This is a genomic window from Zoogloea sp. (assembly GCF_028693495.1).
In the GTDB taxonomy this organism is placed as follows: domain Bacteria; phylum Pseudomonadota; class Gammaproteobacteria; order Burkholderiales; family Rhodocyclaceae; genus Zoogloea.
Genome location: NZ_JAQUVG010000171.1, coordinates 1 through 3263 on the forward strand (window position 1 = coordinate 1; position 3263 = coordinate 3263).

The following is a 3263-nucleotide window of genomic DNA, read 5'->3' on the forward strand; positions in this document are numbered from 1 at the left end:
ATTGCCGGCGGGGAAGCGGACATCAACCAGTGTCCGCCGGGCGGGGAAGAAGGCATCCGCAAGCTGGCGGACCTGCTGGGGCGGGAATTCAAACCCCTGTCCGAAGAACACGGGATCGAGAAACCCAAGTCGGTGGCCATCATCGACGAGCAGACCTGCATCGGCTGCACCCTGTGCATCCAGGCCTGCCCGGTGGATGCCATCGTCGGTGCCGCCAAGCAGATGCATACCATCATCGCAGCCGACTGCACGGGCTGCGAACTGTGCCTGGCCCCCTGCCCGGTGGACTGCATCACCATGGAACCCATTGCCGAAACGGTAGACACCTGGAAATGGCGCTACCCGGTCATCGAGATCAAGCAGGCCGCCTGACATGTTGCGCAAGCTCTTCAAATTCCACGGCGGGGTCAAGCCCGAGACCAACAAAAGCAGCTCCACCGCTCAGCCCATCGCCAGCGTCCCGCTACCGGACCGGCTGGTGATCCCGCTCCATCAGTCCGTGGGTGGCCATCCTCGCCCTCTGGTCAAGCCCGGCGACAAGGTCTTCAAGGGGCAACGCATCGGCGGTGCCGATGGCAACCTGTCCTCGGCCGTACATGCCTCCACGTCCGGCATCGTCCGGGACGTGGCCCCTGCAGTCATGCCCCACACCTCCGGCCTGACCACCCTGTCGGTGATCGTCGAACCCGACGGGGAGGATCGCTGGGGAGAACTGGAGCGGATCAACTTTCGTGCGGCCACGCCGGACGAGTTACGGGACTACCTGCGGGATGCAGGGGTCGTCGGTCTCGGCGGCGCGGTCTTTCCCAGTCACCTGAAGCTCAAGCCTGGTGCAGGAGGTCGGCTGAAGACGCTGATCATCAATGGTGCCGAGTGCGAACCCTACATCACCTGTGACGACATGCTCATGCGTGAGCGCCCGGTGAACATGCTCAAGGGCATCATCGCCATGCGCCACATGCTGCAGGCCGAAGAGGTCCTGATCGGCATCGAGGACAACAAGCCCGAGGCCATCGCAGCCGTGCGCGGCGCCATCACAGCCAGCGGCGAAAGCGGGATCGAGGCCATCGCCATCCCCACGTGCTACCCGGCGGGTGGAGCCAAGCAGTTGATCCGGGTGCTCACGGGTATCGAGGTTCCCCACGGCCAGCGCTCCACTGACTATGGTGTGCAGTGCTTCAATGTGGGCACCGCCTACAGCATTCACGAAGCGCTGGAATTTGGCCGCCCCCTGATTTCCCGAGTGGTCACCGTTGCGGGCAACGTGGACAGCCCGCGCAACTACGAAGTCCTGCTCGGCACCCCCATGGACCACGTGGTACGCCTGGCCGTACCACGCCCGGATACGGACCGCTACATCATGGGAGGGCCGATGATGGGCACCCGGATGCCCTCCTTCGAGGTGCCCGTGGTCAAGGCTGCCAACTGCATCCTGGTGGGCAGCCCCAGCCTCTTTCCGCCCCCGCCGCCCGAAATGCCCTGCATCCGCTGCGGCGAGTGCGCCAAGGCCTGCCCCGCAGACCTCGCCCCCTTCGAGATGTACTGGTTCTCCCGCTCGAAGAACTTCGGCAAGGCCCAGGAATACCACCTGTTCGACTGCATCGAGTGCGGCTGCTGCAGCTATGTCTGCCCATCCCACATTCCGCTGGTGGACTACTTCCGCTTCTCGAAGGGCGAGATCTGGGCCCGGGAACGGGAGAAGGAGGCCGCCGACACTGCCCGCGAACGCTTCGAATTCAAGAATCTGCGTCAGGAACGGGAAAAACAGGAGAAGGCTGAAAAACTCGCGGCCAAGGCCAGCGCGACCCGGGAAAAGCTGGCGACCCCAGGCGCAACGACACCCGCGGCCAGCAAAACCGAAGAAGGCCCGACGCCTGCCAGGCCCTCTGCAGACGATGCCAAGCGGGCTCTGATCGAAGCGGCCATGGAAAAGGCCCGCCAGCAGAAAGCCCAGGTGCTCCCTAAGAACACCGAGGTCAGCAGCCCTGAAATCCAGGCGGAGATGGCCGCCATCGATGCCCGCCGGGCGACAACCGGTGCAACCGGAGCCCAAGCGCCAGCCCCTCCGGCCGAGCCCAGCCAGCCCTCCAACCCGCAGGCATGACCCTGCCCGCCGCACAGATCCGAGACATGATCAATTCCCCCTTTGTCCGCAAGCCGGCCAGCGTCCAGAGCGTCATGCTCCAGGTTCTGCTGGCGCTGCTGCCCGGGATTGCCGCCTACGTATGGTTCTTCGGTGCCGGGATCCTCGTCCAGCTTGCCATCGCCACAGCGGCCGCCCTGGCGGGGGAGGCTGCCATGCTGGCGATCCGTGGCAGGCCTGGAGCCCTCTTCCTGACCGACCTGTCTGCGGTGGTGACCGCATGGCTGATCGCCCTCACCTTTCCTCCTATCGCCCCCTGGTGGCTCACCGTCACGGCGACCCTGCTGGCCATCATCGTGGTCAAGCAGCTCTACGGAGGACTGGGCCAGAATCCCTTCAACCCTGCCATGGCGGCCTTCTGCCTGATGATCGTCGCCTACCCGGCCCTGATGTCCCAGTGGCCGGCTGCTGGCCAGCTGGACTTTCCAACCCAGCTCGAGCTGATCTTCGGCGGCGTGCGGCAAGTGGATGCCATCACCGGCGCCACGTCCCTGGACAGTCTGCGCACCGCCCTGCGCAGTGCAGCCGATCCCGACTCCCAGTTGTACAACCTGCGCGCGGCCCAGCTTATGGACGGTGCCGCCTTCGGCACCCTGGGAGGGCTGGGCAGCGAATGGATCGCCTTCGGCTACCTCCTCGGTGGCCTGTGGCTGGTCCAGCGGCGGATCATCACCTGGCACATCCCGGCCGCCTTTCTGGGGGGGCTTGTTGCGGTGTCGGGGCTGATGTGGGCCATCCGTCCCGAAGCCTTCGCCTCTCCCCTGTTCCATCTGGCCAGCGGCGGTGCCATGCTGGGAGCCTTCTTCATTCTCACGGATCCGGTATCGGGCGCCACCACCGCCCGGGGCAAGCTGCTGTTCGCTGGAGGCGCCGCGGTCCTCACCTTCGTGATCCGTGCCTTCGGGGCCTACCCGGATGGGGTGGCCTTCGCCACACTGCTGATGAACATCTGCGTGCCCCTGATCGACATGAAGACCCAGGCAGCGGTTTTCGGGCACAAGAAAGACTGAGGGGCCCTGCATGAGCCAAACCACCGCCCTTGGCCTGTCTGCCCGCACCGGAGGTGTGATGGTGGCCTTCACGGTGATTTTCACCGCAGTGATGGCCTTCACCCACGATG

Annotated in this window: 3 protein-coding genes; all 3 read left to right on the forward strand. The window is 65.2% G+C overall.

Annotated elements, in window-relative coordinates:
• Window positions 1–372 (forward strand): RnfABCDGE type electron transport complex subunit B (locus PHD22_RS16705; RefSeq protein ID WP_299869518.1); only part of this gene is annotated, 372 nt, incomplete at its 5' end.
• 1 nt (window position 373) lies between these two features.
• Complete coding sequence (rsxC, locus tag PHD22_RS16710; protein ID WP_299869520.1) at window positions 374–2104, forward strand: electron transport complex subunit RsxC; 1731 nt, start codon at window positions 374–376, stop codon at window positions 2102–2104.
• Window positions 2105–2130: 26 nt separating this feature from the next.
• A complete protein-coding gene (locus PHD22_RS16715; RefSeq protein WP_299869522.1) occupies window positions 2131–3153 on the forward strand; it encodes an RnfABCDGE type electron transport complex subunit D in 1023 nt (340 codons plus the stop codon).
• Window positions 3154–3263 lie beyond the last annotated feature (110 nt).